The sequence below is a fragment of the Janthinobacterium sp. GW821-FHT03A03 genome (assembly GCF_059421435.1).
On record NZ_JBWKUZ010000001.1, the window covers coordinates 418231 to 439467 of the forward strand.

Below are 21237 nucleotides of genomic sequence, written 5' to 3' on the forward strand. Positions count from 1 at the left end.
ATCAGTCCGGTTTGTTGCGCATCCAGTCGGCCGTCTGGTAGAACGATTCCATCAGGCGCACGCGCAGGGATTCTTCGATGCCCGTGTCTTCCATGGCCCAGGCCATGGCCCGCAGCCACTGGTCGCGCTCGCTGGTGCCGATGGCGTAGGGCAAATGACGGGCGCGCAGGCGCGGGTGGCCGAATTTCTCGATATACAAATCCGGCCCGCCCATCCAGCCCGTGAGGAAGAAATACAGCTTGTCGCGCGAACCGTCCGTCGAGGGCGGATGCATGACGCGGATGCCGGCGAACTCGGCTTCGAGCTCCATCAGATCATAAAAACGGTCGACCATCTCGCGCAGCACGGGGGCGCCGCCGATGGTCTCGTACAGGGTGGGGGCAGTGGTATCGGTCATGGCCGCCATGATAGCGCAAGCGCCGGCGCGCCATGCGGCACTGGCACTCCCTGCCACAATAAATGGCAATATACTTGACCACTCAAGCTTTTATCAACTACTATGCAATTTTTAAACACGGAAAAGACCAATATGCCAAGCGCCACAGACACCGATTTGCTGAGCAATACCAACTTCCGCTGGCTGCTGGGCGGCGGCCTCGTTTCCATGCTGGGCGACCAGTTCAGCCTGCTGGCCCTGCCCTGGCTCGTGCTCAGCCTGACGGGCGATAGCCTCAGCCTGGGCATCGCCGTCGCCCTGATGGGCGCGCCGCGCGCCGTACTCATCTTGCTCGGCGGCACCATCGCCGACCGTTACTCGCCCGGCCGCGTGATGCTGCTGAGCAAATATGCGAACGCTGCCATCCTGCTGCTGCTGGCGGGACTGCTGATGCTGGACCACGCCAGCCTGGCGCTCGCGTATGCGGCCGCGCTGGCACTGGGCATCGCATCCGCCTTCGGCATCCCGGCCGGCACAGCCATCCTGCCGCAAGCCGTGCCAGCATCATCGTTGCAGAAAGCCAATGGCTTGCAGATGGGTGTGCGCCAGTTGTCCCTGCTGGCCGGGCCGCTGCTGGCGGCGCTCGTGCTGGGCGCCCGCGATGGCGGGCAGCAAACCAGCATGACGGCGCTGGCCGCCGCCTTCGCCATCGATGCGCTGACGTTTGTGTTTTCCGCCTGGACCTTGCGCCAAGTCAAGCTGCGGCCCCGGGCAGCGGCCGCAGCGCAGGGCATGTGGCGCGACTTGGCGGCGGGCCTGGCCATGGTGTGGCGCGACCGTCCCTTGCGCAGCTGCTATGCGTACTGGGCGGTGGTGGCCTTCTTCGTCATGGGTCCGCTGCAAGTGGCCTTGCCCGTGCTGGCCAGCGAGCGCCTGCATGGCGCCCCGGCGCTCGGTTTGCTGATGGGCGCGCATGGCGCGGGCACCCTGGCCGGCATGCTGGCCTCCAGCCTGGGCGGCGCCTGGCTGCGCCGCCATTTCGGCGCCGTCCTGCTGGCCGCCGACGCTGTCGTGGCTTGCCTGCTAATGGCGCTGGGACAAATCAGCACGGCCTGGCACGGCGCGGCCCTGCTGGCCGTCACGGGCCTGCTGTCCGGTTACTTGCAGGTCGTCATCTTTACGTGGATACAGCGGCGCGTAGCGCCCGCCATGCTGGGCCGCGCGATGGCCTTGTTCATGGGTATCTTCCTGGGCCTGGCGCCCCTGTCGGCCGCGGCCACGGGCGCGCTGCTGCGCCACCTGAGCGTGGGCGAACTGTTTTGCGGCGGCGGCGCCCTGCTGCTGGCCGCCGCCGTGGCCGCCGCCCTGCTGACCGACATTCCCCGCATCGCGGGCAGCCCTTCCGTATCGTCACATTGAGAAAGTTCTACCATGGATAAAACACGACAAGCGGCCCTGAAAGCGGCTTACCGGCAACAGGCGCCCGCGCTGGGCATCATCGCGCTGTGCCACCTGCCCAGCGGGCGCACCCTGCTCGAACGCAGCCGCAACGCCCCTGGCGCGCTGAACCGCCACCGCTTCGAACTCACGCTGGGGACGCACCGCAACGCCCGCCTGCAGGCGGACTGGCGGCGCGACGGCGAAGCGGCCTTCCGCTGCGAGCTGCTCGACGCCGTCACGGTGCCCGACGATCCCGCCTTCGATGCGGATGCCGAGCTGGCCGCCCTGCTGGCGTTGCACCTGGAACAACTGCAGGAGCGGGGGCTGGCCCTGTATTGAGCCGCCATGCTTTACACTTGCGCACTCACGCACTGCGCAGCCAACATAAAGAAAACCATGACCGATAATACTTCCCCGCCGCCGGACGGCGCCAGCGCGCTGGATTTCTGCCTGCGCCTGGCGCGCGCCCAGGCGCTCATCGTGCGCCGCTTCGACAGCATCCTGGGCAATCTGCATGGCCTGAGCTTTGCCGACTATCAATTGCTGTACCACTTGCAGCGGGCGCCCGGCGGCCGCCTGCGCCGCATCGACCTGGCCGAACGCCTGGCGCTGACGGCGTCCGGCATCACGCGCTCGCTGATGCCGCTGGAAAAAATCGGCCTGGTGGCGCGCCAGGCCGATGCGCGCGATGCCCGCGTCGGCTACGCCGTCATCACCGGGGCAGGACAGGCGCTGCTGATCAATGCCGATGCGACGGCGCAGGCGCTGGGCCAGGAATTGCTGGGCAGCGCCAGCGCGCAACAGCTGGCGCCCCTGTCCCTGCTGCTGGCCGGCATCGCCGGCAGCCAGCCCGCCCACGGCTGACACACGCCACTTACACCAGCGCCAGCTTGCGCAGGCGCCGCGTCGATGGCCAGCGCGCCATGCCCGTCTCGTCGCGGATGGCGGCGCAGGCGGCCAGCACGCGGACGCACTCATCCTCGCGCAAGCCCGCATTCAGGGTCAGGCGCACCAGCGAACGGTTCTTCGGCGTGGCCGGCGCGCAGAAGACGGCGCCGTAGATGCCGTGCCGTTCCAGCGCCTTGCGCAGTGTCAAGGTATCGGGTTCGCTGCCCGCCTCCAGCGCGATGATCTGCTCGGTGCCGTCGCTGACGTTGTAGCCGAGATCGGTCAGCCCCTGGCGCAGCCGCACGCTGTGGCGGCGCAGGGCGGCGCGGCGGGCGTCGGCGGCGCGGATGAAGTCGAGCGCCGCGTCGAACCAGGCCAGCTCGTGTTCGAGCAGGCAGGAACTGAAGATGGCGGGCCGCGAGGCGGACAGGAAGTAGCCCTTGAAGCGGGCCGAACAGGTGATCAGCCCGGCCCGGCCCGCGAAGGCCTTGGCCAGCGAGGCCGTGCGGAAATGCACCCTGTCGGCCAGGCCCAGCTCCGCCACCAGCCCCGCGCCCTGCGGCCCGTGCGTGCCCAGCGAATGCGATTCGTCGACGATCAGCATGCTGCCGCTGCGCTCGGCGATCGCCACCATGTCCGACAGCGGCGCCACGCTGCCATTCGTGCTGTATAGCGCGTCGACGACGATGATGCCGGGGCCATGCTTGTCGAGCTGGCGCTGCAGGTGCGCGCCATCGTTATGCAGGAAGGCCACGGGCATGGCTTGCGCCGACTGCACCCCCTCCCACAGCGAAGCGTGCGCCTGCATGTCCAGGTAGACGGGCACGCCGGGCCCGGCCAGGCTTTGCAGCAAGCCCACGTTGGCGGCCCAGCCCGACTGGGCCAGCACGCACGCTTCGCTGCCGAGAAACGCCGCGAGTTTATGTTCGAGGCGGTGCTGGCGGCTGCCTTCCTGCAGGAACACGGACGACATCAGCATGGCGCCGCCGCCCTGCAGGACGCGCGCCTGGGCCGCCAGCAGCGCCGCCTCGCCAGCGATATTCAGGTAATCGTTACCCGACAGCACGACTGCGCCGGCCGGCATGGCTTGCCATTCGTGCAAGTGCTCTCCGCCAAGCAGCTTTTCGATGCGCTCGACATAATGGTCATCCATGCGCGCGCGCACGAAGGCGGGCAGCTGCCGTTCGGCGGGAATGACGGGGGATGGCAGGGGAAAAAGGGCGTTTGGCATGAGGGCTCCTGATTGGTTGCGGTGGGAACTACCGCGTCCAACATGCGCGAGCCATCCGGCAAGAGATTGATCCATCTCAACAGTTATGACGATATGCCTCTTTTATTGCGGGAACACGCCGATCATGTTGCATTGATACGCCTCAACGAATGTGTTCCCCTACCATGATGCACCTGCGGTCCGCCTCCGGAAAACGCTGGCAAGGCAAGCTGCTCCAGCCTTTCCTGCATTTCCACGACACCATCGAACACGCGCCGGTACGCCGCACCCAGGTGCGCACCCTGGCCGTCATCGGCGCCCTCGGCATGCCCCTGTATTACTGGCTGTGGCAGCATGTCTTCCCGCAGGAGTACGAGTCGCCGCTGCTGCGCGGCGTGGCGGCGCTGCTGTTCCTGCCCGCCCTGTGGCCGGGGCGCTTCAGCAATACCTGGTTCAGCGTCTATCTGTTCCTGGGGCTGACGTTCGAGCTGCCCTTCTTCTTCACGTATATGTTCCTGATGAACCACGCCTCGGTCCTGTGGGTGCATTCGCTGCTGGTGGCCCTGATCGTGCTGTTTCATTTCGACGCCCGCATCGCCATGCTGGCCTACCTGAGCGGCACCTTGCTGGCCTGCCTGGCCTTTGCCGTGCGCGGCGATCCGGCAGTCATGCTCAGCCGCGAAGTCTTGCAGCAGCTGCCCGTGCACTGGTTCACGATTGCCGTCCTGTCCGTCGTCAAGGTGGGGCGCCACGTGGGCGCGCAGGAAAAGCTGGCGGGCCTGGCGGCCGGCCTGGGCAGCGTGGCGCACGAATTGCGCACGCCGCTCGTCAGCGTCGAGGCGAATGTGCGCGGCCTGCAGCGCAGCGCCGCCGCCCTGCAAGCGGACGCGGCCAGCCAGGACGCACTGGCGCGTATCCAGTTCGAAGTGCGCCATATGCACCACATGATCGATCTGTTCCTGCTCAGCGCCAGCACCGTCAACCGCAAGCTGGAAGCGAACGAAACGGTGGCCATGCAGGACAGCGTCGCCACCATGCTGCGCCGCTATCCGTTCACCAGCGCGGCGCAGCGCGACCTGGTCAAGGTCGATGTGCGGGCCGACTTCACCTTTGACGGACAGTCCGAGCTGTGCGCGGCGATTTTGCTGAATTTGCTGCGCAATGCCCTGAAAGGCATCCAGCGGGCCGGCAAGGGCCGCGTGCGCATCATCGTCGACGGCGCGCGGCCCGTGCCGCGCCTGCTGTTCATCGACACGGGCTGCGGCATCGCAGCCAGCCGCCTGCCGCTGATCTTCGACCGCTTCTACTCCTATCCGGCGCACAACGGCAGCGGCATCGGCCTGGCCCTGTGCCTGCAGATCATGCAAGCCTGGCATGCGCGCATCCGCTGCGTGGCGCGCGAAAACGCCTATGCCATCTTCGTGCTGGAGTTTCCGCACCCCGTGTCCACGCCCAGGTCCAGCCGTTTTCCATCCATCCACCGCGCGAGGTGACGCATGCAACTGCCCGTCCACACCCATCCGACGCTGACCGTATTGATCGACGACAGTGATTCCTTCCTGAAAAGCCTGGCGTTCCAGCTCGATCCTGGCCTGGCGCGCAAGACTTTCCACGACACCAGCAGCGCCCTGCACTGGCTGCGCCACAGCACGCAGCTGGGCGAGACGCCGCTGCACGTCAATTTCGACACGCAGAACCTGCCGCCCGACCAGTGCAACGTGGCGCTCGACCTCGAACGCATCTGGCGCATCAGCGGCCAGGCGCAGCGCTTTGCCGTGCCCTCCGTGCTGGTGGTCGATTATTCGATGCCGCAGATGAACGGCCTGGAATTTTGCCAGGCCGTGCGCGACTTGCCATGCAAAAAGATCTTGTTCACGGGCGCGGCCGATGAAAAAGTGGCCGTGACGGCCTTCAACCGGGGCTTGATCGACCGCTACATCAAGAAGAGCGACGACGATGCGCTCGACATCCTGGAACAGGAAGTCCATGCCCTGCAGCGCGAATTCTTCCTGCAGCAATCGGACACCGTGCGCGACTTGCTGTTGCTGCACGACTATAGTTTCCTGCAAGACGAGGCCCTGGCCGCCGTCGTGCACGAGCTGTGCCGGCGCCACGGCTTCGTCGAATTCTATATTTTCCCGAATCCCTGCGGCATCCTGTTTTTCACGCGCGACGGCCAGGCCCGCCTGATGATCATCGAGACGGAGCGCAGCCTGCACACGCAGTACGAAATGGCGCGCGACAGCGACGCGCCCGATTCCCTGCTGCTGGCCCTGCTGGAAATGCGCGTGATCCCGTATTTTTCCGACGCCGACAGCGACGGCATGTATGCGGCCCACATCGGCGAAAACTGGTTCCGCTACTGCGCCGCGCCCACCATCTGCCTGGGCCGCGAAACGTATTTCTGGGCCCTGTTCGACGTGCCGCCCCACCAGCTGGGGCAGCCGGTCATGTCATACGCGCAATTTCTGCGGGCGCAGACGGGCGACAGCGTGGGCGCGTAGTTGGCAAGCTAGCTTTCCCGCAGCGTTTGCAGCGGCGGATGCTTCAGGACATTGCGCAAGCCCAGCCAGCCGCCGGCAATCGCGCACAGGGCGCCGGCCAGCAGGCCGAAGGCCCACACGCCGGGCGCGAAACTCCAGGCGAACTTGAACTGGTAGGTGGCCAGCGCCCAGCCCATGGCCGCCGCGCCCGACGCGGCCAGCAGGCCGGCCAGCGCGCCGACGAGCGAAAACTCGATCAGCTGCGCCTGCGCCAGCTGGCGCCGCGTGGCGCCCAGCGCGCGCAGCAGGCCCGCTTCGCGCGTGCGCTCGTCCTGCGAGCCCATCAGTGCCGCATACAGCACCAGCAAGCCCGAGGCCAGGGTGAAGGCGAAGAGGAATTCGACGGCCGTCACCACCTGGTCCAGCACGCCCTGGATTTGCTTGAGCACCCCGCCCACGTCGACCACCGTCAGGTTCGGATACTCGCGCAGCAGGGCGTTGCCCAGGTCCGCCTGCGCGGCAGGCAGGTGGAAGGCCGTGATCCATGTTTGCGGCGTGTCCGCCATGGCGGCCGGGTTGAGGATGACAAAGAAATTGACGCGCATCGAACCCCATTCCAGCTTGCGCAAGCTGGTAATGGCCGCTTCCACGGGCTGACCGGCGATGTCGAAGCGCAACTTGTCGCCCAGTTTCAGCTTCAGGGTTTTGGCGATGCCCTCTTCCACCGACGCTTCAAACGGCGCGCCGGGCTTGTCGCTGAACCATTTGCCCGCGACGAGCTTGTTTTCTTCCTGCATGGCGGCCATCGTCGAGAGGTTGAATTCGCGGTCGGCCAGGCCCTTGGCGCGGTCGTCCTCGTAGGTGGCATCCGTGATGGCCTTGCCGTTCACGGCCACCAGGCGCCCGCGTATCATCGGATACAGGGGCGCATTGGCCACGCCCGCCCGGGCCAGGCGCGCGGCGATCGGGTCTTTCTGCTCGGGCAGGATATTGATCATGAAACGGTTCGGCGCGTCGGGCGGCGTGGCGTTGCGCCAGGCCACCATCAGGTCGCCCCGCACCACCGTCAGCAGCAGCAAGGCCATCAGGCCCAGGGCCAGCGACACCACCTGGATGACGGTGGCGCCCGGACGGCGCTGCAGGGATGTGACGGCGAAGCGCCAGCCCTGGTGCCGGAACAGGCCGCGCAGGGTTTTCAGCGAGCGGATGCCCAGCCAGCCGGCCAGGGCGAACAGCGCGAAGCCGCCGAGGAAGCCGGCCGCCGTCAGCAAGGCCAGCTTGACGTCGCCCGCCTGCCACAGCAGCAGCACGACGAAGGCGGCGATGCCCAGGCCGTAGGTCGCCAGGGCCAGCGCCCGCGGCGGCTCCTGTTCGCGGCGGATCACGCGGTTATGGGGAACATTGCGCAACTGCAAAATCGGCGGCAGGGCGAAGCCCAGCAGCAGCAACATGCCGGTGGCCACGCCCTGCAGCGCGGGCAGCACGGAGACGGGCGGCAAGTCGCTCTGCACCAGCTTGCCCAGCAGCTCCAGCAGCACCAGGTGGCCGCCGAAGCCCACCATCACGCCGATCAGGCTGCCCGCCAGGCCCACGCACAGGAATTCGATCACGTACATGGCCGTGACCTGGTTCTGCGTCAGGCCCAGGCAGCGCAGCATGGCGCAGGCGTCGAGGTGGCGCAGCATGAAGCGGCGCGCAGCCATGGCCACGGCGACGGCGGCCAGCATGGCCGACAGCAGGCCGACGAGCGACAGGAAACGGTCGGCGCGGTCCAGGGTCGACTGCATCTGCGGGCTGCCCGATTCCAGCGATTCGATGCGCACGCCTTTTATTGACTGCGCCTTGATCTGGCTTTCCAGCCAGGCTTGATATTGCGCAAGCTCGGCCGCCTTGGCGGGCGGCGCCGACAGCAGCAGCCGGTACGACACGCGCGAGCCGTTCTGCACCAGCGCCGTGGCGGCAAGATCACTCAAGGGCAGCATCACGCGCGGGGCAAAATTGAGGAAGGACGCGCCGCGGTCCGGTTCGCTGGCGATCAGCTGCGTGACCGTAAATGCCTTGTCGCCCAGGGTCACGGTGTCGCCCAGCTTCGCGTTCAGGCTGGACAGGATCGCCGCATCGACCCACAGGGTGCCGGGCGCGGGCACCTGGTCGGTGGGCTGGCCCACCGCATCCTGCGCTTCGCTGAGATGAGTGGTGATTTTCAGCTTGCCGCGCTGCGGGTAGCCGGGCGAGACGGCCTTGATGGACGCCAGCTGCGACGTCGACTGCTCGCCCTCGCCCGCCTGCGCCATGCTGGGAAAGGTCACCGTGTCGGCCAGGATAAAGCCGCGCTTCTGCGCTTCGGCGCGCCAGGCCGCATTGACGGGCTGGTCGGCGTTGATGACAAGGTCGGCCCCCAGCAGCTGGTGCGCGTCGCGGTTCAGGCCAGCGCGCAGGCGGTCGACGAAGAAGCCCACGGCCGACAGGGCCGCCACGGCCACGATCAGCGCGACGAGGAGGAAACGCAGTTGCCCGGCGCGCCAGTCGCGCCCGGTCATTTTGAGGGAGAGGCGCAGCATGGGCGGCGGGTCTTTATGCAAGAGTCAGTTATTGCGCCGCGCCGTGGGCGGCGGCGTGCTGCGCGAAATACGCATCGACGGTGGCAAGAAACGCGTCTTTCTGCGCCTGCGGCAGGAAGGCGGCGATGAAACCGTTGCGCGCCAGGCGCTGCGCGTGGGCCAGGCCCAGCGGCAAGGCGTCGAAGATGGCGTCGAAGTTGTCGTTCATGTAGCCGCCGAAATAGGCGGGATCGTCGGAGTTCACCGTCACCAGCAGGCCCGCGTCGAGCAGTTGCACCAGGTTATGGTCCTGCATCTGGTCGAACACGCGCAGCTTGGTGTTCGACAGGGGGCAGACGGTGAGCGCGATCTGTTCGCGCGCCAAACGGGCCGTCAGGTCCGCGTCTTCCAGGCAACGCACGCCATGGTCGATGCGTTCGACTTTTAAATCGTCGAGCGCCGTGCGGATGTAGGCCGGCGGGCCTTCCTCGCCCGCGTGGGCCACCAGGTGCAGGCCCAGCTCGCGGCAGCGGGCAAACACGCGCGAGAATTTCTCGGGCGGGTTGCCCACTTCCGACGAGTCGAGGCCGATGCCGATGAACTTGTCGCGGTGCGGCAGCGCGTCTTCCAGCGTCTCGAACGCCTCTGCCTCGCTCAGGTGGCGCAGGAAGCACAGGATCAGGGCCGCGCTGACGGGGCTGTCCTGGCAGGCGCGGTGGATGCCGTTGATCACGTCGGCGATGGCCACGCCGCGCGCCGTGTGCGTTTGCGGGTCGAAGAAGATTTCCGTGTGCAAAACATTATCGGCTTCGGCGCGCTGCAGGTAGGCTTGCGTCATGTCATAGAAATCCTGCTCTTTCAAGAGCACGCTTGCGCCAGCGTAATAAATGTCGAGAAAAGACTGTAAATCTGTAAAAGCATAGGCGCTGCGCAAGTGTTCCACAGATTCATAGCCCAGAGGCACGCCATTACGCTCTGCCAGTGCGAAAATCAGTTCTGGCTCCAGCGAGCCTTCGATATGGATATGCAGTTCGGCTTTCGGCATGCCGCGGACGATCGCGCGCAATTGGGGGGGCATCATGGGGTTTCCTTCAACGGTGACGATAAAAATGCTGGCAGGCCCGCGCCAGGCGCGGCGCAAGGGCAACGCGCCGTGGCGGCCGCCATCAGACATGCAGGCATCTTAGCGCAAGATGGACGGCGCCACCGGCGCCGGGCCGCCTGGACGGCATCGGCACGGGCCAGCGAATTGTCGTATGATGATTAGACAGGTAGTGGAAAGTTCCTTTTCAAGCCGAATAAATTTGATGTTTTTTCCAATTAAATCAACAATTTACACACAAGTATTTAAGGATGATGACATATCTTTTGACTTCCTGATCCTTTAGAGCAATAATAAATTTCATGGGGTAATGGTAGGTGCAACAAGCGCTATCAACAGTGAAAAAAAGCCGGCTGGCCACGTCAGCACACGGCATCAAGCGCCAGTTTTTTGGTCCGGGCAATCCGGACTCGCAAAGACAGCCGGGCTTGAAACAACAATAAAAATCGATACGGGTACAGGAAAAGTTCAGACGGCAAGCCCAGGCGAGTGCCAGGCGGGCGGCCATGGTGACTGGCAGTTCAGGTTTACATTAAAGGACATTGACATGACCATTTTTGATAACTATGCAGCACGCTACGAGCGCACCCGCGAAGAGGAAATGTCGCTCACCGAATACCTGGCCCTGTGCAAGAAGGACAAGCTGACCTATGCCAGCGCCCCCGAACGCATGCTGGCCGCCATCGGCGAGCCGCAACTGGTCGACACGCGCAACGATACGCGTTTGTCGCGCATCTTCGCCAACAAGGTCATCAAGATCTACCCCGCCTTCCGCGATTTCTACGGCACCGAGGAAGTCATCGAGCAAGTCGTCTCGTATTTCCGCCACGCCGCGCAAGGCCTGGAAGAACGCAAGCAGATCCTGTATCTGCTGGGGCCTGTCGGCGGCGGCAAGTCGTCGATCGCGGAAAAGCTCAAGTCGCTGATGGAACATGTGCCTTTCTATTGCCTGAAGGGCTCGCCCGTCAACGAATCGCCGCTGGGCCTGTTCAACGAGGAAGAGGACGGCACCATCCTGGAAGAGGATTACGGCATCCCGCGCCGCTACCTGCGCAACATCCCCAGCCCCTGGGCCGTCAAGCGCCTGCATGAATACAATGGCGACATCAACCAGTTCCGCGTCGTCAAGCGCTACCCGTCCGTGCTGAAACAGATCGCCATCTCGAAAACGGAGCCGGGCGACGAAAACAACCAGGATATTTCCTCGCTGGTGGGCAAGGTCGACATCCGCAAGCTGGAAGACTACGCGCAGGACGACCCGGATGCCTACAGCTATTCGGGCGGCCTGTGCCTGGCCAACCAGGGCCTGATGGAATTCGTGGAAATGTTCAAGGCGCCCATCAAGGTGCTGCATCCGCTGCTGACGGCCACGCAGGAAGGCAATTACAAGGGCACGGAAGGCTTCGGCGCCATCCCGTTCGACGGCATCATCCTGGCCCACTCGAACGAGTCGGAATGGAAGACCTTCAAGAACAACCGCAACAACGAGGCGTTTCTTGACCGTATCTATATAGTCAAGGTGCCGTACTGCCTGCGCGTGTCCGACGAAATCAAGATCTACGACAAGCTGGTGGCCAATTCCTCGCTGGTGAAGGCCCCGTGCGCGCCCGGCACCCTGCGCATGATGGCGCAGTTCGCCATCCTGTCGCGCCTGAAAGACCCGGAAAACTCCAGCATTTTCTCGAAGATGCTCGTCTACGATGGCGAAAACCTCAAGGATACGGACCCGAAAGCCAAGTCCATGCACGAATACGTCGATTACGCGGGCGTGGACGAGGGCATGAACGGGCTGTCGACGCGCTTTGCCTTCAAGATCCTGTCAAAAGTGTTCAACTTTGACAATTCCGAAGTGGCTGCCAATCCCGTGCACTTATTATATGTACTGGAACAGCAGGTCGAGCGCGAACAGTTCGCGCCGGAACTCGAGCAGCGCTACTTCTCCTATATTAAAGAGCACCTGGCGCAGCGCTACGTGGAATTCATCGGCAAGGAAATCCAGACGGCTTACCTGGAAAGCTATTCCGAATACGGCCAGAACATTTTCGACCGCTACGTGACGTTCGCCGATTTCTGGATACAGGACCAGGAATACCGCGATCCGGACACGGGCGAAAGCTTTGATCGCGAATCGCTGAACAATGAGCTGGAAAAGATCGAGAAGCCGGCGGGCATTTCCAATCCGAAGGATTTCCGCAACGAAATCGTCAACTTCGGACTGCGCGCCCGGGCGTCGAACGGCGGCAAGAATCCCGCCTGGACCAGCTACGAGAAGTTCCGTACCGTGATCGAAAAGAAAATGTTCTCGAATACGGAGGAATTGCTGCCGGTGATTTCCTTCAATGCCAAGGCCAGCGCCGACGATGCCAACAAGCACGCCGACTTCGTCGCCCGCATGGTGGAAAAAGGCTATACGGCCAAGCAGGTACGCCTGTTATGCGAATGGTACTTGCGCGTACGCAAGTCATCCTAGCGCGGACAGCGGGCGCGCCCCGCCCGGAGACGGGCGGGGCGCGCAAGACGAGAAGCAAGGAGGCACCCTTTGACATACCTCATCGACAGGCGCTTGCAAAGCAAGAATAAATCCGCCGTCAACCGCGAGCGTTTCCTGCGGCGTTACAAGGGCCAGATCAAGGATGCCGTGGGGCGCGCCATCAAGGGGCGCTCGATCACGGACGTCGAGAATGGCGAGAAAGTCAGCATCCCCGTCAAGGACGTGGGCGAACCGTCGTTCGGCCACGCCCACGGCGGCGTGTGGGAAGTGGTCAATCCCGGCAACAAGGAATACCTGAAAGGCGACCAGATCGCGCGGCCGAAAGGCGGCGGTGGCAGCGGACGGGGCAAGGCGGGCAACAGCGACGAGACGACGGAAGACGATTTCATCTTTGAATTGTCACGCGAAGAATTCATGAATTATTTCTTCGAAGACCTGGAATTGCCGCACATGGTGAAAACCCAGCTGACGGCCACCACGGAATTCAAGAACCAGCGCGCCGGCTACAATATGTCGGGCACGCCGTCGAACATCCATGTGCTGCGCTCCCTGCGCGGCGCGCTGGGGCGGCGCATCGCCGTCGGCGGCGGCGCCCGCAAGCAGCTGGCGCAGGCCGAGCAAGACCTGGCCGCCCTGCTGCTCGACGGCGCGCCCGAGGACGACGTGCTGGTGCAGGAATTGCGCCGCCTGATCCACCACATCCACACGCGCCTGCTGGCCATCCCCTTCATCGACCCGTTCGACTTGCGCTACAGCAACCGCATCAAGGTGCCCAAGCCCATGACGCAGGCCGTGATGTTCTGCATCATGGACGTCTCCGGTTCCATGGACGAATCGCGCAAGGACACGGCCAAGCGCTTCTTCATCCTGCTGTATCTGTTCCTCAAGCGCGCCTACGACAAGATCGAGGTGGTGTTCATCCGCCACCATACGGCGGCGGCGGAAGTCAACGAGCATGATTTCTTCAATTCGCGCGAATCGGGCGGCACCGTCGTGTCGTCCGCCTTGCACTTGCTCAATACTATTATTGACGAACGCTATGGCGCCGGGCAGTGGAACAGCTATGTGGCGCAGGCGTCCGACGGCGACAACTGGGACAACGACTCCGTGCTGTGCCGCCAGCTCTTAATTAATACCATCATGCCCAAGGTGCAGTACTACACCTATGTCGAGATCACGGACGGCCCGCAGCAAAACCTGTGGGAGCAATACGCGGGCGTGCTCGACCATCACGCCCATTTCGCCATGCAAAAGATCGTCACGCCGGCCGATATCTACCCGGTCTTCCGCGAACTGTTCAAGAAACAGGTGAAATAATGAGTGCAGCCTTTGACCGCGCCAGCAATACTCCGGGCGAACCGTTCGTGCGCCTGCGCCACCCGAACGCCCTGCCCGAGCAGTCGGAATGGACGTTCGAGCTGATCGAGCAAATCCACGAAGAAATCCGCCGCGTGGCGAAACAGTTCGGCCTCGACACCTATCCGAACCAGCTGGAAATCATCACGGCCGAGCAGATGATGGATGCCTACACCTCCGTCGGCATGCCCGTCTCCTACAACCACTGGTCTTTTGGCAAGCATTTTCTGTCCACCGAGAAAAGCTACAAGCGGGGCCAGATGGGCCTGGCCTACGAGATCGTCATCAACTCGAACCCCTGCATCGCCTATTTAATGGAGGAAAACAGCCTGACCATGCAGTCGCTGGTGATCGCGCACGCGGCCTACGGCCACAATTCCTTCTTCAAGGGCAACTATCTGTTCCGCGCCTGGACGGATGCGGACGCCATTATCGACTACATGGTGTTTGCCAAGAACTACATCAGCGAATGCGAACAGCGCCACGGCGTCGACGCCGTGGAATTGCTGCTCGACTCTTGCCACGCCATCCAGAACTATGGCGTGGACCGCTACAAGCGGCCGGCGAAGTTGTCGATGGCCAAGGAATATGCGCGCCAGAAAGAGCGCGAAGAATATGTGCAGTCGCAGATCAACCAGCTGTGGCGCACCCTGCCCCGGCGCGACGACGACGAGGACGAGGGCGAGCAGCGCAAGGCCGCGCCCCGCTTTCCGCCCGAACCCGAGGAAAACCTGCTGTACTTCATCGAGAAGTACGCGCCGCTGCTGGAACCGTGGCAGCGCGAGATGGTGCGCATCGTGCGCAAGATTTCGCAGTATTTCTATCCGCAGCGGCAAACCCAGGTCATGAACGAGGGCTGGGCCACGTTCTGGCACTACACGATCCTGAACCAGCTCTACGACGAAGGCGTGGTGGGCGACGGCTTCATGATGGAGTTTCTGAAAAGCCATACCAACGTCGTCTACCAGCCGCCCATCGACAGCCCGTACTACAGCGGCATCAATCCGTATGCACTGGGGTTTGCCATGATGAGCGACATCCGCCGCATCTGCGAACACCCGACCGACGAAGACCGCGCCTGGTTTCCCGACATGGCCGGCAGCGACTGGCGCAAGAGCCTGGACTTTGCCATGCGCAATTTCAAGGATGAAAGCTTCATCGCCCAGTACCTGTCGCCCCGGCTGATCCGCGAATTCCACTTCTTTGCCGTGCTCGACGACGACAAGAATGAAAAACTGGCCATTTCCGCCATCCACGACGACGCCGGCTACCGCTACGTGCGCCAGCAGCTGGCCGAGCAGTACAACCTGGGCAACCGCGAGCCGAACATCCAGGTATGGTCCGTCAACACGCGCGACGACCGGGCGCTGACCCTGCGCCACACGCAGTTCCAGCGCCGCCCGCTGAACCAGCAGGCGACGGAAGTACTCAAGCACGTGGCCCGCCTGTGGGGCTTCGACGTGCACCTCGACACGGTCGATCCGCAGGGCGTCGTGCTGGGCACGCTCAATTGCCGCCGGGAAAAACGCAACCGGCGCGACGACCCCGTCGTACGCACCTAGGGCCGGTCGCGGCGAACGGCCTTGCCTGCCGGAATGGCCTCAAAAAATGAACTTCCTGGCAAGAATTTTGGCAAGAACATAAGCGCGCGCTATGCCGGCATCACAATTCAGTATGGCTGAGCGGCCTCGAAAGGGACGCCGGAGCCGTCTTTTTTGACCTGTGCAAAGTTCTTTCCGCACCTGTTTGGTGCGAACGAAAGGCTAAGTGGTCTGGTTCCGAGGCAAAACATTTCCAAAAGGAAAGATTTTCATCCAAATTTAGCAGTTTCCATATTGGATATCACGAAATATAATTCCGCCAGATCGGCACATCGGAGAACTTAGCAGTGGTAGCCCAAAACGGCTGTAAAAAACCGATAAGACCGCCTTTTTTTCTGTCCGAAAGCGTGCAAAGATGACATAAGCAAGTACGTTTTCAGGGCGCAAAAGCGCCAAAAATTTAACCGGTTTTAGGCGTTAAAAATCTGTGTAAAATAAAGAATTCGTATGTATAATTCGGCGACGTCCCGGATACGGCTGGAGCTTTGTGTCGTCATTTTGGGGTTCAGTTGCAAGACAAGAGATGGTATTTGGAGAAAGCAGGCATGAATTTTTCGAACGAGAAAAGTCCCAAGAACTACACAGGCATCACTATCGTTGTCCTGCTGCACGTTCTCGCGGCTTACGGGATCGTGACGGGCTTGGGCAAGCGGTTGGTCACCAAAATGATGGAACCGGTTGAAACCAAGATTATCGAGGAAGTCAAACCGCCTCCACCGAAGGATCTTCCACCGCCACCACCGCCGCCAGAAATGAAGGCACCACCGCCGCCATTCATTCCGCCAGTCGAGGTGAACGTGCAGCAGCCGCCACCACAACAGAACGTGATTGCAAATACGACTGCTGTGAAGCCAGCCACGAATGTATTGGCACCGCCATCGCCGCCTGCACAGCCTGCGCCAACTCCTGGACCAGCCAAATCGGTGCGTACGCCGGCCGTGGTTGACTTCAGTGTCTGCGAAAAGCCGGCTTATCCAAAGTCGTCGCAGCGCAATGAGGAAACCGGTGTGGTGACACTGTCCTTCCTGATCGGTGTGGATGGCAAGGTCGCTGATTCGAAGATCGTGAAGTCAAGCGGCTTCAGAGACCTGGACAAAGCTGCGGTGCAAGGCATCAGCCGCTGCACATTTAAGCCGGCAACAGTCGACGGCAAGCCGGAACAAGGCTGGCAGCAAATGCAATACGTTTGGTCGCTGGATTAAAACCCGAGACAGTTATCCCCTGTCTCACACCATGATTTCGTTGTCATTACGTTCAGCGATCTGTTATTTTTAATTTTGGAGGAAGCATGTTTAAGAATACCCGTTTGTCCGCATTTTTTGCCGCGGTTCTGTTGTCCGTCACCGCTACTACCGCCCTGGTAGCAGCACCAGCTTTCGCTGACGCGCCAGCATCGGCAGCCGCTTCGGCTCCAGCGGCAGACGCTGCACCGGCAGCACCAGCTGCTGATGCCGCAGCAACTCCAGCAGCAGACGCAGCCGCTCCAGCCGCTGACGCAGCCGCGCCAGCCAAAACCGAAGAAGTGCACAACCCGTTCGGCCTGCAAGCAGTGTGGGACGGCGGCTTCGTGCCACGCGCCACCCTGATCATCCTGGCCATCATGTCGATCGGCAGCTGGTACATCATCATCACCAAGCTGATGGATCAAATGAAGATCTTCAAGCAAGCCAAAGAAACGGCTGCCAAATTCTGGAAAGCGCCTTCGATCGCTGCCGGCTCGGCAACCCTGACCGAAGGCTCGCCATTCCGCTTCATCGCTGAATCGGGCACCAAGGCAACGGCTCACCATGACGGCGCCCTGCTGGAACAAATCGACCTGTCGACCTGGGTGACGATGTCGATCCAGCGCGCTTCGGACAAAGTCCAATCGCGTCTGCAAGATGGCCTGTCGTTCCTGGCAACCGTTGGTTCGACCGCACCGTTTATCGGTCTGTTCGGTACCGTTTGGGGTATTTATGGCGCGCTGACCAACATCGGCATGACCGGTAACGCTTCGATCGATAAAGTTGCAGGTCCAGTTGGTGAAGCACTGATCATGACCGCTTTCGGTCTGCTGGTCGCCGTTCCTGCCGTTCTGGGTTACAACTGGCTGGTGCGTCGCAACAAAACCGCAATGGAAGACGTACGCTCGTTCAGCGCCGACGTTCACTCGGTACTGATCTCCGGCGCCATGTCGACCAGCGAAGCTGGCCGTGCTGCCGGCGCTAAAAAGATCGGATAAGAATCATGTCGATGTCCGTCGGCTCCGACAGCGGAGATGAAGATCAAGTAATGTCAGAAATCAACACGACGCCGCTCGTCGACATCATGTTGGTTTTGCTGATCATTTTCTTGATCACCAGTCCGGTTGTCCTCAAATTGCAGAAAATCGATCTGCCGATCGAGGCCAACCAAGCCCTTCAAAGCAAGCCAGAAAACGTCAACATCGTTGTCAACAAGGATGGCGAGATCTATCTGGGCCAGAAGAAACTGAAAGATACGAACGAACTGTTCGATTATCTGAAAGTTGAAGCAGTGAAAGTACCGCAGCCGGAAGTACACGTTCGTGGCGACCAAGAAACACGCTACGAATCGATCGGCCGGGTTATTTACACGACCCAACGCGCCGGAATCCAGAAGGTCGGCTTCATCACCGAACCACCTGACAAGGGCTGATAGCGGCTGACAGCGGCGTCCCGGCAACAAGGGACGCCACTGCCGGAAGCTTGCCGGGCGGCAGTCTCGCCCGGCGCTTCGTTGGACTTCTTAAAGGAAATACTATGAGTATGAATGTCGGTTCGGGCAGTTCGCCAAACGCGGATCCGGAACCAATGATGGAACTGAACATGACGCCCCTCATCGACGTGATGCTGGTGCTGATTATCATGTTGATCATCACGATTCCTAAGCAAAACCACTCGGTGAACCTGAACATGCCGGTCGGCACCCCGCCGCCACCGACAACGGAACCAGTGGTCGTCACGATCGATGTCGATTTTGACGGCACCATCTTGTGGGACAATCAGGTCGTTCCTGACCGTGCCTCGCTGGAAGCCAAGCTGAGCAACATCGCCGCGCAAGCGGACCAGCCGGAAGTGCATCTGCGCCCCAACAAGCTGGTGGAATACAAAGTCGTCGCCGGTGTGATGGCGTCGGCCCAGCGTCTGGGCGTGACCAAAATCGGTCTGGTCGGCAACGAGCAATTCCAGTAAGCTGCAGCAATCAGGTTCTCTTTACATCCGAATAGGCAGGACTTCCTGCCTATTCGCTTTTTACTGAAAGACTTTCTCATGTCCAAGTTTCGTCTCGCTCATCTCGGCCTCGTCATGGCCGCTATCGGTTTTACCGCAGCAACTCCTGTAATCGGCCTGGGCTCGCTGGCATACGCCGCCGACACCGTGCGCGCCGAAGTGGGCAAGCCACTGCAAGAAGCGCAAAAACTCGCTAGCAGCGGCAAAAACAAGGAAGCGCTGGCCAAGCTGCGCGAAGCTGACAGCGTTGGCGGCAAGACCGCCTTTGAGAGCTACCAGATCGAACGCGTGCGCGCTTCGGCCGCCGCCGCAGCCGGCGACAACCCGACCGCCATCAAGGCCTTTGAAGCCGTCATCAATTCCGGCCGCCTGGGCGCCGCCGAAGCCCCCAAATTCACGCAAGCCCTGGCCGGCATGTACTACCGCGCCAAGGACTGGCCTAACGCCATCACCTGGATCAACCGCTCGCTGAAAGACCGCGAAGATCCACAGATGCGCGAACTGCTGATCCAGACCTACTACGTCAGCGGCAACTATGCAGCGGCGGCGAAAGAGCTGCAATCGCGCGGCGGCAACTCGGAAAGCAGCCTGCAGATGCTGGCCAACATCCAGTTGAAGCAGAATGACAAGGCCGGCTACGTGGCCACGCTGGAAAAACTGGCAGGCAACTATCCAAAGACCAGCTACTGGGCCGACCTGCTGAACCGCGTTTCGGGCAAGCCAGGCTTCTCGCAACGCCTGGGCCTGGATGTCCAGCGCCTGCGCCTGGCCAACGGCCTGTTCACCAAGCCCTCCGAATACATGGAAATCAGCCAGCTGGCATTGCAAGCGGGCAATCCAGGCGAAGCGCTGAAAATCATCGACCAGGGTTACAAAAAAGGCATTCTGGGTACGGGCGCCGATGCGGCCCGCCACCAGCGCCTGAAAGACCTGGCCCTGAAGACGCAAGCTGACCTGAAGGCCAACGCCGCCAAGTCGGAAGCCGAGTACATCAAGAACAAGGACGCCGACAGCTTGAGCAAGCTGGGCTTCGCCCTGGTTTCCGATGGCCAGGCCGACAAGGGCCTGGACCTGATGAACCAGGCCGTGAAGATGGGCAGCGCCAAGTACCAGGAAGAAGCACAATTGCACTTGGGCATCGCTTACGGCGTGGCTGGCAAGAAATCCAATGCCCAAAACGCCCTGAAAGCCGTCAAAGGCACGGATGGCGCAGCTGACCTGGCCCGCTACTGGTCGCTGATGCTGAAATAAGCCGGCATCAACCGAGGCTGCTGCGCGGCGCGCCTTGCCGCCTGCGCACCTCACCGGCTCGGCCCCCCGTATGCAAGTACGAGGGCGCTTCCGGGCCACAAATCACCGCCGCTCGCTACGCTGTTGTGCGATGTTGGTAGTGTTGCAATATGTCAAAAAGCGTTGCCCGCCCTGTGCCGGCAACGCTTTTTGTCCATTTCAGGGGGAAATTACCGCTCTGGCCGCCCTTGCGGCTGTGCATCCCTGAAACAGTCCGTATAATCTCCCATTTGGCACAGTTTTTCATCAGATTCCTATGAAGGTATTCCGCGGACTTCCCAATGCCCAGGCTCGAGCGCCCTGCGCTCTGACCATCGGCAATTTTGACGGTGTCCACATCGGCCATCAGGCCCTGCTGGCGCGCGTGCGCGAAGCTGCCACCGAACTCGGCATTGAAGCGGCCGTGATGACGTTCGAACCGCACCCGCGCGAATTCTTCGCCCAGCGCGCGGGCGACCTGTCGAAGGCGCCGCAGCGCATCGCCAACCTGCGCGACAAGCTGCAATCGCTGGACGACGCCGGTATCGACCGGGTCGTCGTCGAGCACTTCAGCGCCCAGTTCGCCGCCCTGACGCCGCAGGAATTCACGGAAAAAGTCCTCGTTGACGGCTTGCACGTGAAATGGCTGATGGTCGGCGACGACTTCTGCTATGGCGCCCGGCGCGCCGGCGACGTGGCCATGCTGCAGGAGGCGGGCCGCCAATATGGTTTCCACGTAGAAACTTTGGCGACGGTCATGAATGGCAGCACGCGCATTTCCTCGTCCGCCGTGCGCCTGGCCCTGGCCGCCGGCGACTTCCCGCTGGCGCAGCAGCTGCTGGGCCATCCCTACGCCATTTCCGGCCATGTGATCCACGGCCAGAAGCTGGGCCGCACCCTGGGTTTTCCCACCCTGAACCTGCGCGTGGCGCACCGCCCCGCCCTGTCCGGCGTCTTCATCGTGCAAGTGCACGGCCTGGGACCGCTGCCGCTGCCCGCCGTGGCCAGCCTCGGCGTGCGCCCCACCGTCGACGACAGCGGCCGCGTCTTGCTGGAAGTGCATCTGTTTGATTTCGCGCAATCGTGCTACGGCAAGCTGGTGCGCGTGGAATTCCTGCAAAAGCTGCGCGACGAAGAGAAATACGACGATTTGCCCACCCTGACGGCCGCCATCGAGCGCGACTCAAACCAGGCCCGCGCCTGGTTCGAGCAGCGCAGCGGCGCCATCACGGCCACCGACCGAATTTGATC

General features: G+C 62.2%; 18 protein-coding genes. 14 read left to right on the top strand and 4 right to left on the bottom strand.

The annotated features are described in order from the left end of the window. Position 1: 1 nt before the first annotated feature. Complete coding sequence (locus AC07VI_RS01900) at positions 2-397, bottom strand: group II truncated hemoglobin (RefSeq protein WP_034785429.1); 396 nt, start codon at positions 395-397, stop codon at positions 2-4. Positions 398-529: 132 nt separating this feature from the next. On the opposite strand from AC07VI_RS01900, the gene AC07VI_RS01905 reads away from it, so the two are divergent. From AC07VI_RS01905 to AC07VI_RS01915, 3 genes are read left to right on the top strand one after another with little or no spacing between them, the layout of a single operon-like run. Continuing rightward, entirely contained in the window at positions 530-1795 is a 1266-nt protein-coding gene (locus AC07VI_RS01905) for an MFS transporter (RefSeq protein WP_086146816.1), read from the top strand. Between the two features lie 12 nt (positions 1796-1807). Beyond that, complete coding sequence (locus tag AC07VI_RS01910) at positions 1808-2155, top strand: GIY-YIG nuclease family protein (RefSeq protein WP_086146750.1); 348 nt, start codon at positions 1808-1810, stop codon at positions 2153-2155. Between the two features lie 57 nt (positions 2156-2212). Beyond that, entirely contained in the window at positions 2213-2680 is a 468-nt protein-coding gene (locus AC07VI_RS01915; protein ID WP_086146751.1) for a MarR family winged helix-turn-helix transcriptional regulator, read from the top strand. Positions 2681-2690: 10 nt separating this feature from the next. Here AC07VI_RS01915 and cqsA read toward each other — a convergent pair whose 3' ends face one another. Further along, positions 2691-3935 (bottom strand): alpha-hydroxyketone-type quorum-sensing autoinducer synthase, encoded by a 1245-nt coding sequence (cqsA, locus tag AC07VI_RS01920; RefSeq protein ID WP_492995514.1) that lies wholly within the window; start codon positions 3933-3935, stop codon positions 2691-2693. A 164-nt stretch (positions 3936-4099) separates the two neighbouring features. On the opposite strand from cqsA, the gene AC07VI_RS01925 reads away from it, so the two are divergent. Further along, positions 4100-5407, top strand: a complete 1308-nt coding sequence (locus AC07VI_RS01925; protein ID WP_086146753.1) for a sensor histidine kinase — start codon at positions 4100-4102, stop codon at positions 5405-5407. Positions 5408-5410: 3 nt separating this feature from the next. Then, complete coding sequence (locus AC07VI_RS01930; RefSeq protein WP_492995516.1) at positions 5411-6418, top strand: response regulator; 1008 nt, start codon at positions 5411-5413, stop codon at positions 6416-6418. An 8-nt stretch (positions 6419-6426) separates the two neighbouring features. Here the strand turns inward: AC07VI_RS01930 and AC07VI_RS01935 are convergent, their stop codons facing one another. Together AC07VI_RS01935 and AC07VI_RS01940 are read right to left on the bottom strand one after the other, a co-directional pair. Next, positions 6427-8958: an ABC transporter permease gene (locus AC07VI_RS01935; protein WP_492995518.1), complete on the bottom strand. Its 2532-nt coding sequence runs from the start codon at positions 8956-8958 to the stop codon at positions 6427-6429. Positions 8959-8986: 28 nt separating this feature from the next. After that, positions 8987-10018 carry an adenosine deaminase gene (locus AC07VI_RS01940; RefSeq protein ID WP_086146817.1) on the bottom strand — a complete coding sequence of 344 codons (1032 nt, stop codon included), beginning with the start codon at positions 10016-10018 and terminating at the stop codon, positions 8987-8989. 568 nt (positions 10019-10586) lie between these two features. Here AC07VI_RS01940 and AC07VI_RS01945 point away from each other — a divergent pair. The 9 genes from AC07VI_RS01945 to AC07VI_RS01985 all read left to right on the top strand — a co-directional run bounded on the left by AC07VI_RS01945 (position 10587) and on the right by AC07VI_RS01985 (position 21235). Then, positions 10587-12509 (top strand): PrkA family serine protein kinase, encoded by a 1923-nt coding sequence (locus AC07VI_RS01945; protein ID WP_086146756.1) that lies wholly within the window; start codon positions 10587-10589, stop codon positions 12507-12509. Positions 12510-12578: 69 nt separating this feature from the next. Beyond that, entirely contained in the window at positions 12579-13847 is a 1269-nt protein-coding gene (locus AC07VI_RS01950) for a YeaH/YhbH family protein (protein ID WP_086146757.1), read from the top strand. Further along, a complete protein-coding gene (locus AC07VI_RS01955) occupies positions 13847-15448 on the top strand; it encodes a SpoVR family protein (protein ID WP_086146758.1) in 1602 nt (533 codons plus the stop codon). Before AC07VI_RS01950 ends, AC07VI_RS01955 begins: the two co-directional genes overlap by 1 nt. Before the next feature lie 584 nt (positions 15449-16032). Beyond that, positions 16033-16689, top strand: coding sequence for an energy transducer TonB (locus AC07VI_RS01960; RefSeq protein WP_086146759.1), 657 nt, complete (start codon positions 16033-16035; stop codon positions 16687-16689). Between the two features lie 86 nt (positions 16690-16775). Further along, positions 16776-17708 (top strand): MotA/TolQ/ExbB proton channel family protein, encoded by a 933-nt coding sequence (locus AC07VI_RS01965; RefSeq protein WP_216356370.1) that lies wholly within the window; start codon positions 16776-16778, stop codon positions 17706-17708. Positions 17709-17713: 5 nt separating this feature from the next. Further along, on the top strand, positions 17714-18142 hold the full coding sequence (locus tag AC07VI_RS01970; protein ID WP_071322342.1) for an ExbD/TolR family protein: 429 nt from the start codon (positions 17714-17716) through the stop codon (positions 18140-18142). A 104-nt stretch (positions 18143-18246) separates the two neighbouring features. Continuing rightward, positions 18247-18678 carry an ExbD/TolR family protein gene (locus AC07VI_RS01975; RefSeq protein WP_193068824.1) on the top strand — a complete coding sequence of 144 codons (432 nt, stop codon included), beginning with the start codon at positions 18247-18249 and terminating at the stop codon, positions 18676-18678. Between the two features lie 78 nt (positions 18679-18756). Next, on the top strand, positions 18757-19968 hold the full coding sequence (locus AC07VI_RS01980) for a tetratricopeptide repeat protein (RefSeq protein ID WP_086146762.1): 1212 nt from the start codon (positions 18757-18759) through the stop codon (positions 19966-19968). A 295-nt stretch (positions 19969-20263) separates the two neighbouring features. Beyond that, a complete protein-coding gene (locus tag AC07VI_RS01985) occupies positions 20264-21235 on the top strand; it encodes a bifunctional riboflavin kinase/FAD synthetase (RefSeq protein WP_086146763.1) in 972 nt (323 codons plus the stop codon). Positions 21236-21237 lie beyond the last annotated feature (2 nt).

Excerpts from the sequence above, each read along its gene's own strand:
- AC07VI_RS01900 (WP_034785429.1), bottom strand. The coding sequence starts at position 397 with ATGACCGATACCACTGCCCCCACCCTGTACGAGACCATCGGCGGCGCC.
- AC07VI_RS01905 (WP_086146816.1), top strand. The coding sequence starts at position 530 with ATGCCAAGCGCCACAGACACCGATTTGCTGAGCAATACCAACTTCCGC.
- AC07VI_RS01910 (WP_086146750.1), top strand. The coding sequence starts at position 1,808 with ATGGATAAAACACGACAAGCGGCCCTGAAAGCGGCTTACCGGCAACAG.
- AC07VI_RS01915 (WP_086146751.1), top strand. The coding sequence starts at position 2,213 with ATGACCGATAATACTTCCCCGCCGCCGGACGGCGCCAGCGCGCTGGAT.
- cqsA (WP_492995514.1), bottom strand. The coding sequence starts at position 3,935 with ATGCCAAACGCCCTTTTTCCCCTGCCATCCCCCGTCATTCCCGCCGAA.
- AC07VI_RS01925 (WP_086146753.1), top strand. The coding sequence starts at position 4,100 with ATGATGCACCTGCGGTCCGCCTCCGGAAAACGCTGGCAAGGCAAGCTG.
- AC07VI_RS01930 (WP_492995516.1), top strand. The coding sequence starts at position 5,411 with ATGCAACTGCCCGTCCACACCCATCCGACGCTGACCGTATTGATCGAC.
- AC07VI_RS01935 (WP_492995518.1), bottom strand. The coding sequence starts at position 8,958 with ATGCTGCGCCTCTCCCTCAAAATGACCGGGCGCGACTGGCGCGCCGGG.
- AC07VI_RS01940 (WP_086146817.1), bottom strand. The coding sequence starts at position 10,018 with ATGATGCCCCCCCAATTGCGCGCGATCGTCCGCGGCATGCCGAAAGCC.
- AC07VI_RS01945 (WP_086146756.1), top strand. The coding sequence starts at position 10,587 with ATGACCATTTTTGATAACTATGCAGCACGCTACGAGCGCACCCGCGAA.
- AC07VI_RS01955 (WP_086146758.1), top strand. The coding sequence starts at position 13,847 with ATGAGTGCAGCCTTTGACCGCGCCAGCAATACTCCGGGCGAACCGTTC.
- AC07VI_RS01960 (WP_086146759.1), top strand. The coding sequence starts at position 16,033 with ATGAATTTTTCGAACGAGAAAAGTCCCAAGAACTACACAGGCATCACT.
- AC07VI_RS01965 (WP_216356370.1), top strand. The coding sequence starts at position 16,776 with ATGTTTAAGAATACCCGTTTGTCCGCATTTTTTGCCGCGGTTCTGTTG.
- AC07VI_RS01970 (WP_071322342.1), top strand. The coding sequence starts at position 17,714 with ATGTCGATGTCCGTCGGCTCCGACAGCGGAGATGAAGATCAAGTAATG.
- AC07VI_RS01975 (WP_193068824.1), top strand. The coding sequence starts at position 18,247 with ATGAGTATGAATGTCGGTTCGGGCAGTTCGCCAAACGCGGATCCGGAA.
- AC07VI_RS01980 (WP_086146762.1), top strand. The coding sequence starts at position 18,757 with ATGTCCAAGTTTCGTCTCGCTCATCTCGGCCTCGTCATGGCCGCTATC.
- AC07VI_RS01985 (WP_086146763.1), top strand. The coding sequence starts at position 20,264 with ATGAAGGTATTCCGCGGACTTCCCAATGCCCAGGCTCGAGCGCCCTGC.